This window comes from Rhizobium sp. CF080, from assembly GCF_000282095.2.
In the GTDB taxonomy this organism is placed as follows: Bacteria; Pseudomonadota; Alphaproteobacteria; order Rhizobiales; family Rhizobiaceae; genus Neorhizobium.
Genome location: NZ_AKKC02000004.1, coordinates 502,051 through 525,628, shown reverse-complemented (window position 1 = coordinate 525,628; position 23,578 = coordinate 502,051). Strand labels below are relative to the sequence as shown.

Annotated in this window: 20 protein-coding genes; 5 read left to right on the top strand and 15 right to left on the bottom strand. The window is 61.2% G+C overall.

The window, feature by feature from the left end:
* Window positions 1-79: 79 nt before the first annotated feature.
* The gene (locus tag PMI07_RS09480; RefSeq protein WP_051484110.1) at window positions 80-1,366 is read left to right on the top strand and encodes a GGDEF domain-containing protein; all 1,287 of its coding nucleotides are present in this window, start codon (window positions 80-82) and stop codon (window positions 1,364-1,366) included.
* Between the two features lie 145 nt (window positions 1,367-1,511).
* Here the strand turns inward: PMI07_RS09480 and PMI07_RS09475 are convergent, their stop codons facing one another.
* The 3 genes from PMI07_RS09475 to PMI07_RS09465 form a co-directional block, all read right to left on the bottom strand.
* Window positions 1,512-1,733: a hypothetical protein gene (locus PMI07_RS09475; protein WP_007753860.1), complete on the bottom strand. Its 222-nt coding sequence runs from the start codon at window positions 1,731-1,733 to the stop codon at window positions 1,512-1,514.
* A 148-nt stretch (window positions 1,734-1,881) separates the two neighbouring features.
* The gene (locus tag PMI07_RS09470; protein ID WP_007753862.1) at window positions 1,882-3,273 is read right to left on the bottom strand and encodes an ATP-binding protein; all 1,392 of its coding nucleotides are present in this window, start codon (window positions 3,271-3,273) and stop codon (window positions 1,882-1,884) included.
* The gene (locus PMI07_RS09465; protein ID WP_007753864.1) at window positions 3,273-4,010 is read right to left on the bottom strand and encodes a response regulator transcription factor; all 738 of its coding nucleotides are present in this window, start codon (window positions 4,008-4,010) and stop codon (window positions 3,273-3,275) included. Before PMI07_RS09465 ends, PMI07_RS09470 begins: the two co-directional genes overlap by 1 nt.
* Before the next feature lie 339 nt (window positions 4,011-4,349).
* Here PMI07_RS09465 and PMI07_RS09460 point away from each other — a divergent pair, with 339 nt between their 5' ends.
* Together PMI07_RS09460 and PMI07_RS09455 are read left to right on the top strand one after the other, a co-directional pair.
* Window positions 4,350-5,216: a MipA/OmpV family protein gene (locus tag PMI07_RS09460; RefSeq protein WP_007753867.1), complete on the top strand. Its 867-nt coding sequence runs from the start codon at window positions 4,350-4,352 to the stop codon at window positions 5,214-5,216.
* An 896-nt stretch (window positions 5,217-6,112) separates the two neighbouring features.
* On the top strand, window positions 6,113-7,930 hold the full coding sequence (locus PMI07_RS09455; protein WP_007753869.1) for a phospholipase D-like domain-containing protein: 1,818 nt from the start codon (window positions 6,113-6,115) through the stop codon (window positions 7,928-7,930).
* Window positions 7,931-8,037: 107 nt separating this feature from the next.
* On the opposite strand, the gene PMI07_RS09450 is transcribed toward PMI07_RS09455, so the two are convergent.
* Genes PMI07_RS09450 through PMI07_RS09420 form a run of 7 tightly spaced genes read right to left on the bottom strand, consistent with a single transcriptional unit; the run spans window position 8,038 to window position 15,623 of the window.
* Entirely contained in the window at window positions 8,038-8,766 is a 729-nt protein-coding gene (locus PMI07_RS09450; RefSeq protein WP_007753881.1) for a hypothetical protein, read from the bottom strand.
* Window positions 8,767-8,774: 8 nt separating this feature from the next.
* Window positions 8,775-9,827 carry a sn-glycerol-3-phosphate ABC transporter ATP-binding protein UgpC gene (ugpC, locus tag PMI07_RS09445; RefSeq protein ID WP_007753883.1) on the bottom strand — a complete coding sequence of 351 codons (1,053 nt, stop codon included), beginning with the start codon at window positions 9,825-9,827 and terminating at the stop codon, window positions 8,775-8,777.
* Window positions 9,828-9,876: 49 nt separating this feature from the next.
* Complete coding sequence (locus PMI07_RS09440) at window positions 9,877-10,719, bottom strand: carbohydrate ABC transporter permease (RefSeq protein ID WP_007753885.1); 843 nt, start codon at window positions 10,717-10,719, stop codon at window positions 9,877-9,879.
* Window positions 10,709-11,641 (bottom strand): sugar ABC transporter permease, encoded by a 933-nt coding sequence (locus tag PMI07_RS09435; RefSeq protein ID WP_007753886.1) that lies wholly within the window; start codon window positions 11,639-11,641, stop codon window positions 10,709-10,711. The genes PMI07_RS09440 and PMI07_RS09435 overlap by 11 nt, the downstream gene beginning before the upstream one ends.
* Before the next feature lie 11 nt (window positions 11,642-11,652).
* Window positions 11,653-12,924 (bottom strand): sugar ABC transporter substrate-binding protein, encoded by a 1,272-nt coding sequence (locus PMI07_RS09430; RefSeq protein WP_007753887.1) that lies wholly within the window; start codon window positions 12,922-12,924, stop codon window positions 11,653-11,655.
* 51 nt (window positions 12,925-12,975) lie between these two features.
* Window positions 12,976-14,577 (bottom strand): FAD-dependent oxidoreductase, encoded by a 1,602-nt coding sequence (locus PMI07_RS09425; protein ID WP_037086493.1) that lies wholly within the window; start codon window positions 14,575-14,577, stop codon window positions 12,976-12,978.
* Window positions 14,578-14,591: 14 nt separating this feature from the next.
* Window positions 14,592-15,623 carry a LacI family DNA-binding transcriptional regulator gene (locus PMI07_RS09420; protein ID WP_007771647.1) on the bottom strand — a complete coding sequence of 344 codons (1,032 nt, stop codon included), beginning with the start codon at window positions 15,621-15,623 and terminating at the stop codon, window positions 14,592-14,594.
* A 106-nt stretch (window positions 15,624-15,729) separates the two neighbouring features.
* On the opposite strand from PMI07_RS09420, the gene PMI07_RS09415 reads away from it, so the two are divergent.
* Entirely contained in the window at window positions 15,730-16,392 is a 663-nt protein-coding gene (locus PMI07_RS09415) for an SGNH/GDSL hydrolase family protein (protein ID WP_007771649.1), read from the top strand.
* A gap of 521 nt (window positions 16,393-16,913) precedes the next feature.
* Window positions 16,914-17,954, top strand: a complete 1,041-nt coding sequence (locus PMI07_RS09405; RefSeq protein WP_024163692.1) for a LacI family DNA-binding transcriptional regulator — start codon at window positions 16,914-16,916, stop codon at window positions 17,952-17,954.
* 1 nt (window position 17,955) lies between these two features.
* On the opposite strand, the gene PMI07_RS09400 is transcribed toward PMI07_RS09405, so the two are convergent.
* The 5 genes from PMI07_RS09400 to PMI07_RS09380 are packed head-to-tail and all read right to left on the bottom strand — an operon-like array spanning window position 17,956 to window position 23,564.
* The gene (locus PMI07_RS09400; protein ID WP_007771569.1) at window positions 17,956-19,014 is read right to left on the bottom strand and encodes a carbohydrate ABC transporter permease; all 1,059 of its coding nucleotides are present in this window, start codon (window positions 19,012-19,014) and stop codon (window positions 17,956-17,958) included.
* A 2-nt stretch (window positions 19,015-19,016) separates the two neighbouring features.
* Window positions 19,017-20,012 (bottom strand): sugar ABC transporter permease, encoded by a 996-nt coding sequence (locus PMI07_RS09395; protein ID WP_007771568.1) that lies wholly within the window; start codon window positions 20,010-20,012, stop codon window positions 19,017-19,019.
* Window positions 19,999-21,120, bottom strand: a complete 1,122-nt coding sequence (gene ugpC, locus PMI07_RS09390; RefSeq protein ID WP_007771567.1) for a sn-glycerol-3-phosphate ABC transporter ATP-binding protein UgpC — start codon at window positions 21,118-21,120, stop codon at window positions 19,999-20,001. Before ugpC (PMI07_RS09390) ends, PMI07_RS09395 begins: the two co-directional genes overlap by 14 nt.
* A gap of 18 nt (window positions 21,121-21,138) precedes the next feature.
* Window positions 21,139-22,473 (bottom strand): glycoside hydrolase family 28 protein, encoded by a 1,335-nt coding sequence (locus PMI07_RS09385; protein ID WP_007771564.1) that lies wholly within the window; start codon window positions 22,471-22,473, stop codon window positions 21,139-21,141.
* The gene (locus tag PMI07_RS09380) at window positions 22,470-23,564 is read right to left on the bottom strand and encodes a glycoside hydrolase family 88 protein (RefSeq protein ID WP_007771562.1); all 1,095 of its coding nucleotides are present in this window, start codon (window positions 23,562-23,564) and stop codon (window positions 22,470-22,472) included. Before PMI07_RS09380 ends, PMI07_RS09385 begins: the two co-directional genes overlap by 4 nt.
* Between the last annotated feature and the right edge of the window lie 14 nt (window positions 23,565-23,578).

Here is a 23,578-nt window from a genome sequence, read left to right as displayed (position 1 = left end):
CATCGGACAAGCATATCGTCTTTTCCGGCCGACTCAGCGCCCGTCTTGTCTCCGATGATCTGCACCCTAGATCCGACACATGGACGCCGAGCGAACCACAGGTTCTGTCAATCCGGTAAGAGCGTCTCCGCGGAAGCCTCTCCAGAGGTTGAGCCCGCCCATTGTGGCCGAAGTCGAGCGCTTACTTGGTGGTCGCACACGTGATATCCGGCTCAATGGGGACCTGGCCCAGCTTTTTCGCGAACGCTCATGGCCGCAGACTGCCAAGATCATCCGCGCGTGGATGGTTTGGGTCATCGTGCTCGACGGGCTGACGTTGGGCCTCAACGCGATCCTGCTTCCGACCGGAACTGTGATGTCGATGCTTTGGCCGGCGTCTATCCTTCCCCCCGCAGCTCTTTTTGCGGCGATAGTCTTCCGGCGGCCACATGCTTTGTGGCTGCAGGGAATTTGCATCCTCTCGGCTGTTTTTCTCATCCTCCTGTCTGTCGCCTTGGTGGGCGTCAACACCGGTGGCGAGTTCTACGAGCGCCATTTGACCATCATGCTTTTTGTGGCCGTCACTGCCATCATCATATTTCCCATTCCCCTCCGTTGGGCGATGGTGATCGGCGCTTCTGCCCTCGGTATCTACCTGGTGTTTCAACTGCGCAATCCAGACATCGACATGGGAAGTGCCCTGGCTGGCACGCTGTTTTTTGCGAGCGGCGTGGTCGCAACCATCGTGGCCCGACGCACCGCAACGATCTTGGCGCACAAGACTTTCCTGCTCGAGCTGCGAGATCGAAGTCGCCTCGCGGCACTTGCTGATGCCAATTCCCAGCTGGAATTGCTTGCGCGAACCGACCCGCTGACTGGTGTCGCCAACCGGCGTTCGATGATGGAAACGCTGCATGGTTTCTGGAACGAGGACCTGACCCGAACCAGAGGCGCGGCCATGCTGATGTGCGATGTCGACGACTTCAAGCGCCTCAACGACAATCTCGGGCATGCCGAAGGCGACCGCTGCCTCGTGAAGGTTGCCGGCATCATTCAGAGCAGTATGAGAGACGAGCGGGACCAGGTCGCCCGCTACGGCGGCGAAGAGTTTCTCGTCTTCCTCCCGGGCGCTGATGAACAACAAGCCAGGGTGGTCGCTGAGAGAATTCGCAGCCGAGTAGAGGCTGCCTCTCTTCCGAACCCCACCTCTCGCGTCCTTCCTTATGTCACCGTCAGCACCGGAGTGGCGGCGTTGATGCAAGGCAGTGAGTTTATGTCGGCAGAGCAGCTTCAGCGTCAGGCGGATGCGGCGCTCTACCTTGCAAAAAAGACCGGTCGCAACTGCGTGGCGGTCCATACCCGAGAGGCCGGCCAAGTCTCGGACTAAACCAGCCTGCCCGGTATCGGGTCTTCAAGTCCAAACACAATAGAGCATGTCAGCACCGCCTGGGTTAAGTCCCGGCTCACCAAACCGTCACATGAATGCCGCCATCGACCATGATCTTGGCGCCGTTTATGGAGGACTCGCGGCTCTATTCTTCAGGCGCTCCTTCGAGCAGACCATCGTAAACCTCGATGAGTGCATTGGTGATCGCCTGCCCCAGCGCGTTGCCGGCGACGCGCAACTCGTCGTCCGTGCCGTCTCGCGCGGCTCTGGCCAATTCAAAACCCTGTTCGCTGACGATCTGCTTGGCCACTTCGATGGCCCAGAGCCCGAAGTCGCCGCGATTGTCTATCTTGATCGAGTCATCCATCGCGATCTGCCTGTTGGTGGTGTCGGCTTTTATATCGCCTTGGCGATGATGGCCAGCGTCCATCGACAGAACACTCATCAGCGCTGGGAACCGAATAGCTCTCACGCCTTTGCTGACGTCAATCTTACAGTCCACCTTTGGACTTCGGTCAACCGGCACGGGCGAAATTGCCAGCCGATTTCTTGGGTGCGGCGGCGCACCCAGCATGCCCCTCGGCAGGAAAATCCATATGTGCCGCAAGGCCGTGCGGCGCTCTGTTCAGAAGTTCGATCGTGCCGCCATGGGCCCGCACGATGTCGTCGACGATCGAGAGCCCGAGACCGAACCCGCTGCGGTCGGAGGAGGTTCGCGCCGCATCGATTTTGAAAAAGGGCTCCAACACGCGGGTGCGCAAACCGCCTGGAAGGCCAGGGCCGTCATCGACAACGCTCATTCGCACGGTCCCATTTTCAAGGACCGAAAGCTCTACCGAGATATCCTGGGCGAGCTTGGTGCTATTCTCGACGAGATTTGTAATCGCGCGCGCCAGCGATCGCGGTTTGCAGCGATAGGTAAAGCGTTCCGGCCCGACATAATTCACATTGAAGCCTATGTCGGTAAAGTCGGAACATACGGTTGCCAATAAACTCGGCAGGTCAGCATTGACCGGTTTCTCCGTTGCCATTTCCTTGCTGAGATAGGTGAGCGTATCGTTGATCATGTCGCCGAGAGCGGAGATATCTTTCAAAAGCGCTGCTTTCAGCTCCGGCTGCGTCGAGCGTTCGGCGCGCAGGCGCAGGCGCGTCAGCGGGGTGCGAAGGTCGTGGCTTATCGCGCGCAACATGCGCGTGCGGTCGTCGATCATGCTGCGTATGCGGCTGCGCATGTCGTTCAGTGATTTGGCCAAAGTTCGAATTTCGGCCGCACCACGTTCGTCGAAAGGTCTGTCAGGCCCGTCATCGGGCTTCAGCGTTTCTGCAGCTTTCGCAAATTCAAGGAGGGGAGCCGAAATCACCCGTGCCGCATACAGCGACAGGAGGATCACCGGCAGGACAAGAGCCATCAGTTGCAGGACGACACTGACTTGCTGGTCGCTGATCCAGGCATCGGGAGGAGGTGACGCGGGCAGAAACGCCAGAGCTCGATCGTCACCGATCCCAACGACAAGCACATTGTGCAGTTTTCCGGCAGAAGTCTCCGGGCGGAAAGCCGTTGCGAAGCTGTCTGGCAGGTTGTCCTGCACAAGGTGGCGGACATCCTCAAAGGAAATGTCTGCTTCACCCCGTGAAAGCTCCGCCGTCGCGACTTCTTCCACCCGAAGCCCCGTCCTGGACGTTGCGTCCAGGATCGCGGCCCTTTGCACTGCGGAAGCGGACTCTCTTACCTGATCGATGACCGTCTCGATCTTCAATGCCGTCGTTCGGGCATAGGAAATACTCTCAAGATCGTCGCGCAACGCCCATTCAGAAATGGCACCCAGGGTGACGAGTCCTGTGATGGGGCCAATAGCGAGAGCTGCGATCTGTCGGCGGATCGATCCAACCCGAAAACGTGTAAACATCAGCAGGCCTCGACCTTCGGGGTAAACATGTAACCCCCTAGCCGGACCGTCTTGATGAAGGTCGGCTCGCGAACATTGGCTTCGATCTTCTGCCGAACGCGGCTGATATGGACATCGATGCTGCGTTCGACCGGACCTGCAAGGCCGGCATGGGTCAGTCGAAGAAGCTGCTCGCGCGTCATCACACGACCCGGATTTTGGCAAAATGCGAGGAGAACGTCGAACTCGGCCGTCGTCATCGAAACATGCACCCCCTCAGGGTTCAAGAGTTGTCGCAGAAGCGGATCGATCTGCCAGCCGGCGAACTGCAGGGCTGGTTGCTGTGCAAGTCTTTCTGCTCCGTATGATGCACGCCGCAGCAGCCCCTTTATGCGCGCCATGAGTTCCCGCGGGTGAAACGGCTTGGTAATATAGTCGTCGGCTCCAAGCTCGATCCCAACGATGCGGTTGATTTCATCGCTGAGCGCCGTGAGCATGACGATAGGGATCGTTGATGATGCCCGCAGCCGACGGCAGATGCTGAAACCATCTTCTCCTGGCAGCATGGCGTCGAGCACAACCAAATCGAAGGATTGCTTCCTCAGGATAATATCCATGTTGGCGGCTGAGCCAACCGCAACAGCCTCGAGACCATTCTCCGTCAACATTTCGATGACCATCGCAGCGATCTCGTCGTCGTCCTCGACAAGAAGAATGCGAGATACGGCCTCTGGCGCGATGAGATGTTGAGCTGTCATGTATTCGCCCTGCATAGTGTATCGACAGGTGTTCAAACCCTTCGTGTTTCATTGTCGCGAAAACACCCCTGAAGTCACGGGGTAAAGATATTTTGATATGTTAAGCTGCAACTGACCCGTCGCCAGGCGCCGCTACGCCTTCGGCCGCGCGCCGGTCGAGTTGAATACCGAAAGCACCGGCAAGGTCGCCAGCGTCGATCTGGGCAACATTTCTTAACATCACAAAACCCAAGTTAACGGCGTCGTTCGAGATTGTGCGACCGCGAGAGGCAAGGCGCGTCGGGCTTTCATACTCCCGCCCATTGAAAACTCTCTGTCAGACTCAAGGAACCAATTCGAATGTCATTGACCAAGCCCTTTTTAAGCTGCCCGCGGCAGATAGTCATCGCTGCCGGGCTCGCGGTGGTTGCCTACCCCCTGTTTGAGGCACGCGCTGCCGACCTTTACGAGAGTGAGGCGGCGGCCATTCCCCCGTCGGAGAACTTCGACAAGGGGCGCTTCGGCGGCATCCGCCAGAAGCTTTCCGACTGGAACGTCATGGTCGGCGCCGGAGCCATTTATGCGCCGAAATTCGAAGGATCCGACGAGTTTGAAATCGTCCCCATCCCAATGATCTCCGCAACCTTCGGTGATCGCGTCACCGTCGATCCGGGTGGGCTAAGCATCGACGTGCTGGCAGCCAAGGGTTTCAAGCTCACGGCGAAGGGCGGTTACGAGTTAGGGGGTGGGCGCGATGAAGACGATTCCTCTCATCTGAAAGGGCTCGGTGATATCGACGCCGGCGCTGTCGTCGGAACGAAGCTCTCGTATGAATGGGGACCGATGGAACTTTATGCGTCCATCGACAAAACGATCGGCGGCAGCGACGGCCTCCTCGGTCAGGTCGGAGCAAATGTCTCCCATAACTATGATCGCTTTATTTTTTCCGCAGGCGCTTCCGCGACCTTCGCCGACGACAACCATATGGAAAGCTATTTTGGAGTCACCGCTGCCCAGTCCGCAAGATCGGGGTTGCGGCAATATGAGGCCAGCGCCGGGCTGAAACGTTTCGATATCGAGGCGTCCGTGACATATATGGCGACGGAACACTGGGTTATCCGCGGCCAGGCAGGAGTGGGCTTCCTCACCGGCGATGCGAAGGACAGCCCGATCGTTCAGAACGACGTGCAGCCGTCTGCGATGCTGATGGTCGGTTACAAGTTCTAGAAGTCCAGAAAGCCGCAGCAAATCAACGGCATCCAACCTTATCCGGTGCTGGTTTCCTATCTCACGATCGGCATCGGGATAGGCCGTTTGCTGCGGCTGGCGCCCCCCACCTACGCCGAGCGGTCTCCTGCTACTTGTTCGGAGTGCGGTCAACAAAACATAACACTTCTCAACATTACCTAGCACAACGACATGGGCTGTCCCCGTAGAGCTTAAGCGGCTTCACTAGAGAAGGTGCCAAGGCATGCTGGAACAATCGAATTCAAGTCCGTCAAAGTCTGCATTTACATGGACAATCCGAGCGAATTTCCCTTACGTCACAGCCGAACGAGGTCGGATCGTCGCGACGACCGTGGCCGTTGTGATAAGTGCGCTTTTTACACTTCAACCGGAACTGGTTCTGGCTTATTCGCGGGTCTTCTTCGACCGTGTTCGTTTTTCAACGACTGAGATCGCCAACGGACTGGCTCGGCGGAACCATATACAGCGATGAAGGCCGCCTATCGCAGACTTGTCGGTATCGGCAGCATTCCGACACCTCTTCTCCTTACTCCTTTCCTGAGTACGAACCTTATTCCGCTGCAGAGCCTGCGCTCACGCAACAGAACGAAGCAGCAGCGCTTACAGTCATCGTGACAAGGCCCCCGCACAACGCCTATGACCTGTAACGGTGCCGGCCAGCCCGTGGCCTCGAGCCTCAGCGGCGGCAATGTGAGCTTCCGTCAGCCGATGACGATCGTCGTTATCGTCACCTTTGTCGGCGGTTTCCTGGTTTCTAAAGCGAATCTTCGGAGGAAGGCAGCGGGGTACCTTATAGCTGAAGGACCATATCACACATTGTTTTACTAGCGCATGAGTTGTGGTATGTGGAACGCGGGCCTTTGGGGGAAATGATCATGCGTTTCAAATCAAAGAAGGTTGGAGGGTTCCAGGTCTTCGCGGTCAGCGGCACCAACACGGTTTCGTTTGGCATCGACTTTGACCGGAACACCGTAAACGGCTTGCTCGGCTTCGCCGTCGAGCGCGAGGATACTGTCGAGAACGAGCGGTACTTCATGTACGGCTTCAAGGTCTTCGAGAGCATCTATCCCAATCCTGGCGAGGACCTTCAGGTCTCGACTTTCTCACAACCGGTGCAGAGTTTCGTCTGGGACGATTTCACGGCGAAGGACGGGCGGCCCTACACCTACTATTTCCACCCACTGAAGGGCACGCCCAAGAATCTCGACCGCTCGGCCAAGCCGATCCCGATCACGGTGACAACCGAGAAGCTCTTCACCACCGGCACCCACGACGTCTTCTTCAATCGCGGCATCGCGAGTAGCCAAGCCTATGCGCGCAAATTCAAAAACAAGGCACCGGACAAGTTGGCCGAGCCCGATCGCACGCAGGCGCTCGAATGGCTGAGCAGGTCACTCGACGAGGCGATCCTCGCCTTCATCGACAATGCCAAAGCGGGAGACACTCTCCTCGGTGCCTTCTACGAATTCCGCTACCTGCCGGTGGCCGAGCGGCTCAAGGCTGCGATCGACCGCGGCGTGTCCGTGAAACTCGTTCTCGACGCCAAGAAGAACGGCTACACGGACAAAAAGGGCAAGGTGCATCCCGACTTCCCGCGCGATGACAATCTGACGACGGTGAAGGATGCCAAGCTTCCAAAGAGTGCGGTCGCGTGTTGGCGCGAGCGCAATCCCGACGCGATCGCCCACAACAAGTTCATGGTCCTGCTGAAGGGCGCGGCGTCGGCACCGGCCGAAGTCTGGACGGGATCGACCAATCTTTCGACAGGTGGCATTCACGGACAGACCAATGTTGGCCATTGGTTGCGGGATCCCGCCGTCGCAGGCCATTTCAAGGCCTACTGGGAGCTGCTGGCGACGGATCCGGGTAAAACCGGCGACGAGGACGCCACGGGCGCCAGGAAAGTGATGGCCGCCTGCCGCAAGGCCGTTGGCGATTTATTGGCGACCCCGACCGACTGGAAGACAATCCCCTCGGGGACCACGCCGGTATTCAGCCCGCGGGCCGGCGGCGAGGTGCTTGAGATGTACGCGGCGGCCCTCGACGAGTCCTCGACGCTCGGATGCATCACACTTGCCTTCGGCATCAGCGCCCTGTTCAAGGACAAGCTCGTGCTCAACGACGGCAAAGGGCCGCTCACCTTCCTCATGCTCGAGAAGAAGGACGAAGCGCGCAAGGGCGCGCGCACGCCTTTCGTCCGGCTCGGTGCGCGCAACAATGTCTATGCCGCATGGGGTTCGTATATCGAGGATCCGCTCTATCGCTGGACCCGCGAATCCAATGCGCGGGCGCTCGGCCTCAACCTCCATGTAAGCTACATCCATTCGAAATTCATGCTGCATGATCCGCTCGGCGCCGATCCGATCGTGGTGACCGGCTCGGCGAACTTCTCGACGGCCTCGACCAACGACAATGACGAGAACATGCTGCTGATCCGTGGCGAGAGACGTGTTGCCGACATCTACTTCACCGAGTTCAACCGGCTCTTCTTCCACTACTATTTCCGCTCGGTCCATGAGGAGGTGCATGAGCGCGCAGAGGCCGGAGCCGCCGCCGCGAACGCGGCTGCCGACGAGAAGGCAAGCCTGTTCCTGGACGAGACCGACGGCTGGCTCGCCAAATACAAGCCGGGAAGCCTGCGCATGAAGCGCGTCGCGATGTTTACGAAGATGGACGGAGCAGCGGCCTCATAGCGTAAAAGGCGCCACACGAAGAGCTATCCGCGCCTGACCGCAGCCGTATACGGCTTGATGGCGATGCCTGCGGCAGCCAGCGAAGCGCATGAGGCCTATGCCTATCTTCACCGCAATCCGGAGCTCGGCAAGGAAGCCTTGTTCAGGCTCCGAGCTGCTTCGACGACCGGCTTCACCGCGACATCCATGCTTTGAGATGTCGTGCCCGTAACGATGACGCCGAGCAGCGGTGCCGCGATGCCGGCCTCCTTCAGCCTAGGCATGTCTTCAGCGGTGAACCGCTTCTGACTCGGCGCGATAACCGGGATGCCGGCTTTGGTGGTTATGTCCCTGTACCGCGCGAGATCCGACTCGTTGACCGGCTTGCCGTAATCTTCAAACGCAGCGACAGATGCTTCCATCATCGCACCTGGAATTTCGAGGATCTTCTGCAGATCCTCGTCAGTGCTCCTTTCGCCGAGCGCCGGCATCGGCCTCAGCCGCGACTGCAGGAGATGCGGCTGCATGTCGCTGAAGTAGATATTGAACCCCTCGAAGCCGAGATCCGCAAGCGCGTCCATCTCCTGCGCGCTCGGCACATTCTCCTGACCCGCCATGACCAGCAGCGGCACATCGAGCGTTGCAAGCCTCTCGAAAAACGGGCGCTCTTCCGAAAAGCTGCCGAACGTCGTTCCGGTCGCGCGGTGGTAGGCGTTGAGATGCACCTTGATGGCAAAGGCCCCTGCCCCGATCGCCGCCTTGGCGAGATCGAGGTCATGGCGGGCAAGCGAAACGATGACCGGGAATTCGCCGCTGCGCAGCGCCCTGGTGAGCCTGGTTTCGGGATAGTTCGGCATGACGCGCCTCAGTTCAAACGCTGGCCGCCGTCGGCGGCGAAGAGATGAATATTGCCGAGATCAGGCCGCACGCGGATCGTTGCTCCCGGCGACAACGAAACCCGTTCGCGAAACACGCCGGTGGCAAGCGTTTCGCCGAGCTTCATCGTCACCTGGGTTTCCGACCCCATCGGCTCGACAAGAATGATTTCTGCCGGCACCCCGTTTTCGTCGAGGGCGAAATGTTCGGGACGGATTCCGTAGATCGCCTTTCGGTCCTTGTGCCCATGCGCTGCCTCAGGCAGCGGCAGCAGAATTCCGGGCGCCGCGAAACCTTCGGGCGTGATCGTGCCGGTGAGAAAATTCATCGACGGCGAGCCGATGAAGCCCGCCACGAACTGGTTGGCCGGCCGGTCGTAAAGGTCGAGGGGTGCGCCGATCTGCTCGACCCGCCCGCCGTTCAGCACGACGATCTTGTCGGCCATGGTCATCGCCTCGACCTGGTCGTGGGTGACGTAGATGGTGGTCGTCTTCAGCCTCTGGTGCAGGCTCTTGATCTCGCCGCGCATGACGACGCGCAGTTTCGCGTCGAGATTGGAAAGCGGCTCATCGAAGAGGAAAACCTTGGGATCGCGCACGATTGCCCGCCCCATGGCAACGCGCTGGCGCTGGCCGCCGGACAGCTGGCGAGGGTAGCGGTCGAGCAGCGGCGCAAGACCAAGAATGTCGGCTGCCCATTTGACCCGCTCGGCGATCTCCGCCTTGCTCCCGCCGCGGTGTTCCAGCGAGAATCCCATATTGGTCGCAACGGTCATATGCGGATAAAGCGCATAGTTCTGGAAGACCATGGCGATGTCGCGGTCCTTCGGATCGAGATCGTTGACCACCCGCCCGCCGATCTTCACATCGCCGCCGGTGATCGTCTCCAGCCCGGCGACCATCCTCAGCAGCGTGGACTTGCCGCAGCCGGACGGGCCGACCAGTACGACGAACTCGCCGTCGGTGATGCCAAGGTCGATGCCGTGGATGATGTCGACGGCGCCATAGCTCTTGCGGACATTGGAAAGGGTAACTTCAGCCATCAATCAGATTTCCGTTTCTTCAGCCCCAGTTTTTCAGAAGGTGAGTATTTCAACCTTTGAGGCCGGTATGCGCGAGCCCTTCGACGAATTGCTTCTGCGCGATGATGAAGACGATGAGAACGGGCAGCGCCGTCAGGGTCGCGGCGGCGAGCTGGATGTTCCACATCGGCCCGCCATAGGCGTCGGTATATTGGGTGAGCGCCTGCGGCAGCGTGAATTTGTCCGCACTCGACAGGAACACGATCGGCTCGAGATAGAGGTTCCAGGAATGCAGGAAGGTGAAGATCGCCACAGACGCGAGCGCCGGCCTTGCAAGCGGCAGCGCGATCTTGCGAAAGATCTTGAAGCGCCCGAGGCCATCGACCCGCGCCGCCTCTTCGAGTTCGACGGGCAGCGCAATGAAGAACTGCCGCATCACGAATGTCGCGAACACGCTCGGTGCGCCGAAGATCGGCACCAGGATCAGTGGCCAGTGGGTGTTGACCATGCCCGCCTTCAGGAACATCTGGAAGAGCGGCACGATCGTCACTTCCGACGGGATCAAGAGCCCGAGCAGCACGACCATGAAAATGGCGTTGGCAAAGGGGAATTTGATCCGCGCAAAGGCGTATCCGGCCATCGACGAGACGATCATCGTACCGATCGTCACCAGCGCGGCGATATAGGCCGAATTCCAGTACTGTTTCACGAAAGGCTGCAGTTCGAACACCTTGGAATAGGTCGTCCAATCGTAGCTTTCCGGCACGAGTTGGGGTGGAAAGGCAAAAATGTCGCTGATCGGCTTGACCGACGACGTCACCATCCACCAGGTCGGAAAGACGAATGGGATCAGGAGCACGCAGAGCAGGCCGTAGAGAAAGACTTGTCTGCGCGGGGAGAGCTCAGCTTTCATAAAAGACGATCCTCTTGCGCATCTGCCATTGGGCGAAAGTCAGTACCGCGACGATCACGAACAGCATGATCGACAGCGTCGAGCCATAACCGAAGAAATGGAACTGGAAGGCCTGCTGATAGAGGTAATAGACAAGCACCGTGGTCGTGAGCCCCGGTCCGCCTTGGGTCAGCACGGCGATCTGCGCGAACACCTGCAGCGACCCGACGATGGTGATGATTGACGTGAGAAGGATGGTCGGGCTGATCAGCGGCAGGGTGATGCGGCGGAACTGCTTGAAACGAGGGGCGCCGTCGATCCGGGCGGCCTCATAAAGCTCGTTCGGCACGCCCTGGAGGGCGGCCAGGAACAGGATCATGTTGAGGCCGACATTCTTGAACACCTGCACCACGATCACCGAGATCATCGCGGTCACCGGTTCGCGCAACCAGTTCGGCCCCTCGATGCCGACGAGAAGAAGCACGCCGTTGATGCCGCCGTTCTTCTGTAGCAGGAACCCCCAGACGATGGTCCAGGCAACCAGCGACACGACGACAGGCGAGAAGAACAGGGTGCGGAAGATGGTGATGCCGGCGAGCTTCTGGTTGAGCAGCACCGCAAGCAGCAATGCCAGGCTCAGGTTGAAGATCACCAGCCCGGCGGAAAAGATCGCCGTCGCCCCGAGCACCGAAGGCAGGCTCGTGTCTTCGAGAAGCATCTGGTAGTTGGCAAGACCGGTATAGGTGAAGGTATTGGCGAGCACGTTCCACTCGTGCAGCGAATACCAGAAGACGAGGCAGAGCGGGATCAGCACGAAAAGCGTGATCCCGATCAGTTGCGGGGCGATGAAGAGAAAGCCGGCGAGGCTGTCGCGCCGAGCGATCGTCCAGAACGACGATGAAGAGCGGGCTTCCGGACGGGCGGTTTGCTGCACGACAGCCATCGACTATTCCCTTAGCGCTTCAGAAGCGGGCCGATCTGGCCGCAGATCTGCTGGAGGGCAGCCGGGATATTCGCGTCCGGCCGCCAGACGGCATCGAGGCCCGAACGAACCGCCTGTTGGATCTGCGCAAAGCCCGTATGGCCCGGAATGACCTTGCCGGTGGCAATGCCGGAGATCACGACCTTGTCGATCTGCTCCTGGCTCAGCAGCGGATTGGTCTTCTTCAGGACCTCGGCATTCAGCAGCGACTTGCGGGCCGACGGGAAGAACTGGCTGAGCTTGGCCGAGTTTTCCGGGTTCGTCATATAGGCGACGAATTCGGCCGCCGTCTTGGCGTTCTTGCCCGACTGCATGACGCCGACGCCGGCCTGGCCGATCAGCGCATAGTTGCCGGCTGGCCCCTTAGGCAACGGCACGAGATCCCAGGCGAAAGGCTTGTCCTTCGGCAGCAGCGAGGCGCGGCTGATCTGGGTGATCGTCATCGCCGCATTGCCGGCGAAGAAATCGACGCTTTCGCCGGGACCCGGCATCGCCTTGTTCTTGAAAACGGCGTCATGGATGAAGGTCAGCGCATCGACCATCGGCTTTTCGGTCATCGTGCAGGTCTTGCCGTCGGCGCTCCACGGCGAGGCGCCCCAGCCGTTCCAGACGGAGGCGAGGTTCTGCCAGATCTGGTAGTTGAAGTCGCGAACGATCAGGCCGCCCTTGCCGGTTTTGCCGACGGTGGACGCAGTGGCGATGGCATTGTCCCAGGTCCACTGGCCGGCTGCGATCATTTCCGCCGGCGTCTTGGCGCCGGAGGCCTTGATGAGGTCGTTGTTGACGAACATCGCAAACGGCGAGGTCGAGAACGGATATGCAAACAGCTTGCCGTCCTTGGTCCAGCGCTCGGCAGCCGTGGCACTGAGTTCTTCCGCATTATAGCCTTTGGTGGCCTTGAGCGTATCCGTCAGCGGATAAAGCGCGCCGGAATTGACGAAGTCATAGGCGGCGGTCTCGAATATCCAGGCCATGTCGGGCGCATTGCCGCCGGCGATCTGGGTCGTCAGCGCCGTCGTATAGGTTTCGAACGGCAGCGACTCATAGGTCACCGTCACGTTCGGATGGTCCTTCTTGAAGCCGGCGGCAATCTCGTTAAAGAGTTTCAGATGCGCCTCGTTAGCGCTCCAGATGGTCATGCGCAGGTTGACCGCATCCTGCGCGTTGGCGATGCCGCTCCAGCAGAGCGGCACGGCCACGGCCAATGCCGCGACAGCAGATTTCAAAGTCCGATGATAGTTCATTCCCGTTCCTCCTCCAAAGGTTGGTTTTGATAGACAGGCCACCGGCCGTCCCTAGTAGGCCGCGATATCCGGCCAGCGCATTTCGATGCCTTCACGGCTGAGCTCTCTCTGAAAATTCTGGAGCTTCTCGTCGTTTTCCTGGACCTGATGCGGCGTAAGATTTTTCTCGAGGCAATGCGCCGCGAGCATGCCGGCGACTTCGCCGATGTTCCACTCGACCGGGTGGAGCCGGTAGCAGCCATTGGTGATGTGGGTGGTGCCGATGTTCTTGCCGGCCGGGATGAGGTTCTTCACCCGTTCAGGCAGAAGTGCGCCGAGCGGAATCTCGAACGGGCAGGACGGCACGTCGATATAGTTGTCGCCACCGGTCGAAGGATGCAGGTCGATCCGGTACATGCCGATGCCGATACTGTCGCGGTAATTGACCGCGCCCTTCTCCCCGCGCACCGAATAGGAGAGGTCCTGCTCGACGATGCGGGTGACCGGCTTGATGCGGCGGCTCTCGCGGATATAGGGGGCCATGGCAAGACCATGCTCGGTGCCGGTGATGTCGCCGCGCAGGCGAAGCCCCGGAAAACCCTGGCCGCCATCGACGCGCGGCGCTTCGGTCTGCAGCCAGTAGAACAGCGAGTAGGAGAGGTCGGCCGCCGATTTCAGCTGCTTTGCCTTGTCCTCTTCGGAAAGGTCGATGATCGTGCCTTCCATGTAGTCGATCATCGGCCAGTTCACGAGGCAGATGTCGGAAGCGTAGGCACCGGGCACGAAGTTGTTGCGCGCCGCGATACGGCGGAAGATCCACAGGTTCTCGTCGCCGCCGCCCTTGCGCTGGTCGGCATCGACGGCCAGCGGATCGTCATTCGGATTGGGCGTGAACGAGCGGGTGGTGAAGTCCAGCGTGCGCGGATGCGGCGCGGTGAAGCCGAGCAGCGGGCCGCCCCAGAAATGCGGCTGGTACTTGCGCCAGTAGTCGTAATTCTCCGGCTTGTCGATCGTCTGGTCGCCGTCGACGTGATCGATTGCAAAGCAGATCGATACGGCCTGGACATTGTTCGGCTGCGCCTCTGACGGTGCGCTCGGTTCGCCGGTATCGGACTGAGCCTCGAAACCCTTCACATATTCGGTACCGGTCATCGGCAGCAGGTCACCGAGTTCGGTGGCATCGAGGATATAGGCGGCAGAAATGGTGATCTCGCGGCCGGTATCGCGGTGGCGAACGGTGACGGAACGCACCGTATCACCTTCGACGTCGGCTGCCACAGGACGGTAAGGCTGCAGCACCTTCAGCTTGCCGGCGCCCCGATAGGGCATCAGCATCGCCTCCATGACCGCGAGGCTGACGCGCGGTTCGGCGCAGATGCGGCTGACCCAGCCGGAACCCGGATTGAGGTCGCCCCAGGCACGCGCACCCTCGGTCAGCGGATAGTGGTCGCGGTAATATTGGCGGATACCGTTGCGCAGCTTCCGGTAGGAGCGGGTAATGCCGAACTGCTCGACCCAGGTATGCTCGTCGGAGGGAACCGCCTGGCTGGTCAGCTGGCCGCCGATCCAGTCGAATTCCTCGGTCATGATGACGCTGCGGCCTGCCCGGCATGCGCCGAGTGCTGCTGCAACACCGCCAAGACCGCCGCCTACCACCAGAATATCCGTATGCATCTCTGTCACGTTGATCACGTCCGTCTTTTTGCGGGTCCGAGGGTTTCCCCCTCGACCGGTTCACAGGTCAGAAGAATTTGGCCGCCGGCATCTCCGCTTTCGATGCGGCGCACCAGCATGGCAGTCGCCTGCCGGCCCATCTCCTCGCGGGGGATATCGAAGGCGGTGAACTGCATATGGCTGCGTTCGGCGCGGATATGGCTGCCGAGCACGACCGCTGAAAAGTCCTCGGGGATAGACAGGCCGCGCTCGCGGGCGGCCGCCTCGACACGCACCGCATCGGCCAGTTCGACGAAGAAGGCCACTGTCGCGCCATAGCCGAGCAGAGCGTCCAGGATGTCACCGGCCGCGCTGCCGACAGTTTCGATATGCAGGACCAGTTCGAGGCCGTCGCCGAGCGCAGCGGCAAACCCATCCCAGCGGTCAACGATGGATTCGGCCGGGCCAGAAGGGCCGATATAGGCAAGCTTCGAATGCCCAAGCGCCCTTGCCTTCTCGACAAGCGTCCGGGTGCCGTTCGCATAATCGCCGCCGACATAGGGAACCGGCCCGCCGGCATCCTCGCGTCGGCCGATCGCCACAAACGGATAGTCGCCCAGGACCAGCCGCTTCAATTCGGTACGATCGAATTCGCGGCCGAGCACCAGGCAGCCGTCGGCGATCCTGAGCCGGTTGCCATCGGCAAAGATCTTGCGATCCTGCCCGACGCCGGCACCGGTCAGAAGCAGAAGGTCGTAGTTCTGGATCTGAGCCTCTTCCTCGATGCCGAGCAGGAAGGGCGTGAAGAAGTCCGCCTGGGCGCTTGGAAACGCCGGCTCGTAGGTGAACACGCCGAGAATGCGGTTCAGCCCCTTGGCCATTCGCCGTGCGATCGGATCGGCGACATAGCCGGTGCTGCGGATGACCTGCTGGACCCGTTCACGGGTTTCCTGCGGAATACGCGCCAGAGCTGTCGGCGCCCCGTTCAGCACAAGCGAAACGGTGGCCTGGCTGACGCCAGCCAGTTTCGCAATATCGTGCTGGGTCAAACGCTTAGGCGCAGCCACGCAACATCCTCCCTGTCTCCTCTTGACTGCTAATGCGTATTAGCAGCTAATACGTATAAACAAGAATTGTTCGGTTGCTGTCAAGCGGGAAAATGAAGGAAAGCTGATGCCCCTGGGGGAGCATTTGAAATCGCTCGGAATTTCCGGCACCCGCGTTTTCGGCGACAGCATCACCGCCGGGTTCAACGCCTCCCGCACCGAACTTGCCTGGCCGGCACTGTTCGCCGAGGCGGTCGACGGTTTTCCGATCCGCAATCACGCGATACCGGGGACCGTGCTGCAGGGCTCAAGGCTCGCGGAGGGGAAACCGAGGCCAGGCAACGGGGTCGGCAGGTTTGCTGAAACGCTTCTCGATCGACCTCACCAGGACGCGATCCTGATCCTCTATGGCTACAACGATGCCCGCTACACCGCAGCGCCCGAAACCATGAATGTTGCCGGGTTCGTGCGGGACTACACCAAGATCCTGAAGGCACTCATTACGGCCGATCATCGCGAAAGGATCGCGATCGGCAGCCCGCCCTATATTCCGGATGCCGGTCTTTCGGTCGGCAGCACCGGCTTCACCGGGCAGACGCGCGGCGAGTTCGAGGCCTATGTCGAGGCGGTAAAGGATCTCGCGCGGCAATTCTCGGTTTTCTACGCGCCAGTCTACGAATCCATGAAACTATTCGGCGACGGTACCCTCGCCTCGCCCGATATCACCCATCCGAACGACGCAGGCCACCAGGTGATCTTCGAGGCATTTCGGGACGCCGAAGGCTTGTGATGCAAGCCTCCGGTGACCGCCGGATGGCAAACTCGAAACTCTTCCTGCGACTGGACGCAAGGACCGGCATCGGGCGGCACCTCATCAGTTACCTCTCTCGAAGCATGTCGCCGCGGAACGCCCGGATGCGCTTGCCTGATCAAGCCTCTGCAAGAGCTCGTCAAAGACGGTTTCGGCCGGCATTTCGAACCGGTACATCGACTGAACGCGATGCCGCATCTGGGCATCTCCGTGGTGCAGTTGAAATGACCGGCGCGCATTGCACTCCTGATGCAAGTCCTGGTCCATGAGTGTCTCCAAAAAATGCTTTTACACAACGAGAACCTGCGAGCGTCCGGGTTGTTCCGACGATCCCGTCGCAAACATTTCTTGCGTTGAAAGCAGGTGAGCATGCATGATGGAGACAACTAGTCGCATCAGGGGGACGAGGCATCGCTCCGGCAACGGGTTGTGCGCGAAGATCTCCGGATAGCTTCTCGTATCGGCGCCTCAGAAACCCGCTTAAGTTGGAAGACAGTCTGTTGAAAGCCAAGATAGGCTTGAAAGATATCGCTCGGGACGCCAGTGTTTCGCTCAGTACCGCGTCTCATGTTCTCAACGGAACCGCGCCGATATCCGTCGAAGTTCGCGATCGGGTGCTCAATTCCGCGCAACGGCTGGGCTATCTGGAAAAACGCAGAAGCCGCGCGACGATCGCAACGCTCCGCACCATCCTTCTGGCGGTCACCAGCGAAGCCGCAGCCCATAGCGACATCAATCTGGTGAGCTGGACGATGCTCAACGGCCTGCGCCAGGAATGCGAGCGCCTCAGCATCCGGATCGTTCCTTTCGTCAGCGCCGGCAACCGGATCGACGCGGGCGAGGTGCGCCGCATGGCGCAGGCCGAAAACGTCGACGGCATCGTCATCCTCAACGATGATCGGCCGGAACTGATCCGCGCCCTCGCCGGTGGGCGGACGCCGCTCGTCATCCTGAACGGCGAGGACCCTTCGATGCTGGTCGATACGGTAACCGGCGAAAACCGTTTCGGCGCCCGCCAGGGGACCGAGCACCTGCTTTCGCTCGGCCATCGCCGCATCATGCACCTGACCTGGAAGGGCAGAACCACGATCCGGCGGCGGTATGACGGATATGCCGACGCACACCTCGCGGCCGGCCTGGCCGTATCGCCGGAGATGGTCGTCGAGGCGGAGGGATACGAGCCCGCTCAGGGCGAGCAGGCGGTCCGCCAGCTGCTTGCCGAAGATCGCAGCCTGCGTGGCGCGACGGCAATCTTCTGCGCCGCTGACAACCTCGCTCTCGGTTGCCTGAGGGCGCTCGCGGCCTCCGGCATCCATGCGCCGGAGGAAATCTCCGTGCTCGGCTTCGACGATATCGTGCCCGGGGAGTTCAGCACGCCGCCGCTCTCGACTGTCCAGTTGCCAACCGACCGGCTGGGGGCCGCCGCAATCGGCCTTCTGGAACAGAGGCTCCTCGCCAACGATCCGCTGCGGCCGGCCTACCGGCTGGAGCTCGGCTGCAAGCTGGTGCTGCGAGGCAGCGTCGCGCCGCCCCGCGGTTGACCTATTTCATGCCCGTGCCGGCGATGCCGGTGGTGATGTATTTCTGCAGGAACAGGAAGACGACCGTGACCGGCGCCAGGCTCAGGAAGGTCATGGCGAGGATGTAGTTCCACTGCACGGAGAACTCACCCTGGAAGGCGTTGAGCCCGACCTGCAGGGTGAAGTTTTCGCGGCTGCTGAGCACGATCAGCGGCCAGAGGAAGTCGTTCCACCGCCACAGGACCGAAAAGATCGCCAGCACCGCGAGCGCCGGCGCCGTCAGCGGCAGGACGATGCGCCAGAAGATCCGGAACTCGCTTGCCGCGTCGACACGGGCCGCCTCGATGAGTTCGTCGGGAATGGTGAGCATGTACTGGCGCAGCAGGAAGACGCCAGTCGGCGAGGCGACCGTCGGGATGATGATGCCCCAGAGACTGTCCACCAGGCCGACGCCAACGACGACCAGATAGGCCGGGACCATGACCACCGTCAGGGGGATCATCAGCGTCGAGATGATCAGCACGAAGATCGCCTTCTCGCCTCGGAACCGGTATTTCGACAGCGCGAAAGCCGCAAGCGCGTTGACGACGAGCGTCAGCAGCGTCGCGACGAAGGTGACGAAGACCGAATTCTGCAAAAAGGTGAGGAAGTCGAACCTGGTGAGCGGATCGGTATAGTTCTCGGTCGCGATGGTGAGCCGCTGCACCGGTGAGATGGTCTTGACGTCGACGCTGACCGGCGGTCCGGGATTGCTCGGATCGACCATCTGGGCTTTCAGCCCGATGCGCCGGACCATCGCCATCTCGCGCCGCTGGCCGTCGACGTCGACGGTCCAGAGGCTGAGCGGGGCATCGAAGCCCGGCACGGTCTGCTGAACCGCCACGCGCGGCAGCAGCGTCGGCGGAAAGCGGGTGATCTCGGCGGCCGGCTTGAACGAGGAAAGGCCCGCCCAGACGACCGGGATGAGCACGGCAAGCGTGCCCAGGATCAGCCAGGCCCAGGAAAGAATGTCGGTGACGCCGATCCGCCCCGGCCTGCGGGTGCGGGTGAGGAATGCTATGGGGGAGAGGCCTTGCGACATGGTCAGGACTCCATCTTGCGGCCGAGCCGCAGCTGTATGAGCGTCAGGGCGAGCAGCACCAGGCCCATCAGCACCGAGGCTGCCGAGGCGAGGCCGAAAAGGCGCAGGTCGCTGCCGAAGGCCATCTGGTAGATGTACTGCACGATGAAGCTGTTCGCGGTGCCAGGCCCGCCGCCATTGGTCAGCACCCAGGCTTCGTCGAAGATCTGAACCGAGCGGATCATCAGGAGGATCAGCACGACCAGCAGGTTCGGCCCGAGAAGCGGAAGCGTGATGCGCAGCAGCGTGCGCCGGGGCGAGGCCGCGTCGATCGCGGCAGCCTCGTAAAGGTCCTTCGGAATGGCCTGCAGGCCGGCGAGAAGGATGAGCGTATAAAAGCCCATGTGGAACCAGACCGACACGACCACCACGAAGAAGCGCGACCAGCCGACCTCCAGCAGGAAGATTTCCGGCGGTACGCCGAGCATTTGCAGGAAGGCGTTGAGCAGGCCGTTGCGGTCCAGGAACCATTTCCAGATCAGGCCGATGACGACCGGCGACAGCAGGACGGGGTAAAAGAACATGGCCCGGAAGAAACCGCGCGCGGCCATCGCCCGGTTGAGGATGAGAGCCGTCACCAATGCCACGAGCAGGGTTGCCGTGACGTTGAAGCCGACGAACCAGAGCGTATTCCAGACCGCCGTCCAGAACAGGGATTCGCGGCAGCTTCCCGGACGAAAGTAATCTTCGCACTGCAGGAGCTGGCGGAAATTGTCGAAGCCGACGAAAGGCCGCTCCGACACAAAAAGTCCGGTGCCGCCGGTAAAGGCATAGCCAACCGCGATGGCGATCGGCAGGAAGGTGAAGATGCCGAAAAGGATGAGGTTCGGCGCGAGGAACAGATAGGGCATCCGCTTCCTGCCCATCAGCCGTTCGAACCCGTTGATGGGCGCCTCGACGATGCCCATGACGAAATCGAGGGCGCGGCCGCCGAGATCGGTTGCCTTAGGCGTGCTCATGGGCCGCACTCCGTTGCTCGATGGTTCGCGGTAGCGCCAGGCCGCTGTCGGGGTCGAAGACATGCACCCGGCCGGGTAGCGGCATGATCCGCAGAAGGGCACCGCGCTCCGGCGCAAAATGGCCCGCCTGGTGGACGATGATCTGTTCGTCCCGCCCCTCGAGCGTCCCGTAGACATAGGTCTCGGTACCGAGGCTCTCGTGATATTGGACGACGAAGGGCAGGCCCTCACTATCTCCAATCGCGAAATGCGCGGGCCGTATTCCAACAAGCACCGCTTGCCCCACTTTCGCCGCTGCCGGATCGATCCGGGCCTTGAGCGGCACGCCATATCCGACGTCGATCACCGCCGCTGCTTCGCCGACCGCGGTCACCTTGCCCTTCAGCATGTTCATGCGCGGCGAGCCCAGGAAGCCCGCGACGAAGAGATTCCTGGGGTTGTCGAAGAGTTCGAGCGGCGTTCCGACCTGCTCGATCCGGCCGCCGTTGAGGACGACGATCTCGTCGGCCATGGTCATCGCCTCGACCTGATCGTGAGTGACGTAGATCATCGTCGTCCTCAGCTGGCGATGCAGGCGGGTGATTTCCGCCCTTGTCTGCACACGCAGCGCCGCGTCGAGGTTCGAGAGCGGCTCGTCGAAGAGGAAGATGTCGGGGTTGCGCACGATGGCGCGTCCGATCGCGACACGCTGGCGCTGGCCGCCGGAAAGCTGCCGCGGCTTGCGTTCCAGATAGGGTTCGATCGCCAGCATGCGCGCCGCCTCCGCAATGCGTGTGTCGATCTCGCTGCGCTTGAATTTCAGGTTCTCGAGCCCGAAGGCGAGGTTCTTGCGCACGCTCATATGGGGATAGAGCGCATAGGACTGGAAGACCATGGCGATCTTCCGCTCCGCCGGCGACAGCTGGACGACGTCGCGCCCGCCGATCTCGATGCCGCCCGCGCTGATGTCCTCCAGCCCCGCGATAATCCTCAGTAGAGTCGACTTGCCGCAGCCGGACGGCCCGACGAACACGACGAACTTGCCGTTATCGATCGTCAGGTCGATGTCGTGCAGGACAGTCAGCGCGCCAAACGACTTGGTAACGCTCGTCAGTTTCAGATTTCCCATTCCCTGCTCCCGTCAGGTTCAGTCCACTGCGTGGACAACGGCCTCGATGTTCCAGTTTTCCGGTAACGGTTGCGGCCTTTCGAAATGCGTCTCTTCGATCCAAATCCCCTCTATGCCGGCGGTAAACAGCGCCGGCATGCCTCCAGGATAGTCGACAAGGCCGATCACCCGTCCGTCCGCCCCCTTCGTCCACGCATTCGCGCGGCCGGCAGCATCCGCGCTCGGTGCGATATCCGCATGGGTCGGTCTCAGATCATAGCGAAGTCCGGTGCCGAGCGGGCCTCTCCTCTGCCGCAGTTGCAGCCGCGAAAGCTTGACGCCGTGGATTCCGGCCGAGGAGGTCGAGACGAGCGCGATCGCTCCGTCCATCTGGCCGTGCAGGTCCTCGACGACGAGGTCGCGGATGGCGCCCGCCCGGCGGATGGGGATGCGGTCCACCACCGTCACCGTCAGCGCCTCGCCCGATCCCCAGAAGCCGTCGAGCGTCTCATGGCAGTCGACCTCTATCCGGGAGAAGCGAATATCGGTCATATGCCCGCCGTCGCGTGAAAACAGCCCCAGTCCCCGGTTGGAATCGTGGACGCGACAGTCCTCGAAGACGACGTTCGTAAAATCGCCATAGGATTCCGTGCCGATTTTGAGCGCGCAGCTCTTGCTTTCGACCAGGCAGCGGCGCACGCGCACGTTTTCGCACTCTCCGATCGCGCGCCCGTCCGGTCCGGCGCTGGTCTTCAGGCAGATGCCGTCATCGGCCGTCGATATGATGCAGTCTTCCACCACCGCATGCCGGCAGGCGTCGAGCACGAGGCCGTCGGTATTCGGCATGCGTTGGTTGTTGGAGACTTTCACGCCCGCAACATAAACATTGTCGCAATTGACGAGATGCAGCGTCCACATCGGCGAATCCATGATTTCCAGCCTCTCGATGCGGACGCCGCGGCAGGATTCGAAGACCACCACCCGCGGGCGAAATTCCGCAGGAACCAGCGTGCCCATCGCCTCGTCGGTGCCGGCGATGAAATGTTCGCCTCCCGCCTCGATCCGCCCGGGGCCAGTCAAGGCTATGTCCGTAGCGTTTCTTGCGACGATCATCGCGCGGTTCGACTTCTCGGCAATGACCGAAACCGATGTATCCTCGTAGGCTCCATAGTCCGGAACCGGGCGCAGCAGCGCTCCTTTCGCCAGGTGAAGCTCGACGCCGGACTGCAGTCTCAGGCCGTGGGTGCTGTGGACGCCTTCGGCGAGTTCCACGCAGCCGCCGCCGCGCGCTGCGACCTCATCGATCGCCGACTGAATGCGCGCCGTCTCATCCTCCTGCACGGGCTCGATGAGAAGGGAAGGAAACCGGTTCATGCCCCCTCCTCGCCCTCGAGCAGGACTTCCGTCAGAAGCAGCATCGTCAGCGCCTGCCCGTAAGGGGTCGGCAGGTTGGGGATACGACGGTAAAATTCCAGATCGTGCCCCATCGGCGTGCCATCCGAAACGCCCTGTACGACGCCCTGGTCGTCGATATGGGAGAGCACGGCCGCCAGCGCGCGTTCCGCATGCACCCGGTTGGAAGGATCGAGTATGCCCGCATCGATGCCGCGCAGGATGCCGTAGGCGATCCCGGCCGTCGCCGATGTCTCCAGGGGCGATGTCGGGTCGTCGAGGAGCGTATGGAACATGCCGTCCGGGCGCTGCAGTCGCTTCAGCGAGCGGACCTGGTTCGCAAGCACGTTCGAAAGGAAGCGCTTGTCCTTTTCCTCAAGATCGGGAACGAGTTCGAACAGTTCGGGAATGGCAACCGTGATCCAGGCGTTGCCACGCGCCCAGAAAGCCCTGGCGAAATTGTGCCGGCCGTTGAAGGTCCAGCCATGATACCAGAGGCCGGTGACCGGGTCCGACAGATAGCGGGTATGGACCATGAACTGGTAGACGGCCTCGTCGATCCAGTCGCGACGCCCGCAGGCGACGCCTGCTCGCGCCAGGAACAGGCCGGCCATGAACAGCGTATCGTCCCAGAGCTCACCGTCGTTCAACCGCTCCTTGACGACATGCTGAAAGCCGCCGTCCTCGGTCTTCGGAAGCCGGTGTACGAGCCAATCCGCCCAGTCCTCGACCAGCGCGCGGAAATCCGGCCGGTCGACATGGTCGATGAGGATGGCGAGCGGCAGCATGGGCGCCGTGCTGTTGATCTGCCGCGGCGGTAGGCCCCGGTCGATTTGCCGGCCGTACCAGGCGACGAGATCGTCGATGGCCCCTCGGTCGCCAGCGGCAAGCGCACGGCGCAGGAACCCGTAGAGGCCGACGCCGACTTCCCAGTCCCATTCGTCGAACTGGATGCCGACACCGGCATCCGCCCCGGCAAGGCCTTCCTTGATGCCCTTGAGGCGGCTGAACGCAACCGCGACCTGGTCGATCGTCTCCTGCAGGGCCGGTTTGTTGAGGGTCATCGAGTCCATCGGTCGGAATGTCC